Here is a 257-nt window from a genome sequence, read left to right as displayed (position 1 = left end):
ACGACTACATCCGCTGGTACAACGAGAAGCGGATCAAGATCTCTCTTGGCTCCCTCAGCCCTATCGAATACCGGGTGAGCCTTGGACTTGCGGCATAAAACCAGTCCAAGTTTTTATCCGCACCCCCATGTTCTTGTTGTCCGAGTTCGGAAAAAACGTGTTCGTGATCGTCGCGCTGTCCACGCTGGCGTATTCGCAGGACTTTTGCAGCTCGCTCGTCATCGAGCTTGCAAGCTCAGACCCCGACGGGCTGTTGG

The 257-nt window shown here is 54.9% G+C and carries 1 protein-coding gene; it reads left to right on the top strand.

The window, feature by feature from the left end; translation table 11 throughout:
- On the top strand, positions 1-98 hold a 98-nt coding region (locus NFX52_RS30565), incomplete at its 5' end, for an IS3 family transposase (protein WP_156358536.1).
- Positions 99-257: the final 159 nt, after the last annotated feature.

Source organism: Acidovorax facilis (assembly GCF_023913775.1).
GTDB classification, from domain to species: Bacteria; Pseudomonadota; Gammaproteobacteria; order Burkholderiales; family Burkholderiaceae_C; genus Acidovorax; species Acidovorax facilis.
The sequence above is the reverse complement of the archived record's forward strand: the minus strand, read 5'-3'. Positions and strand labels throughout refer to the sequence as shown.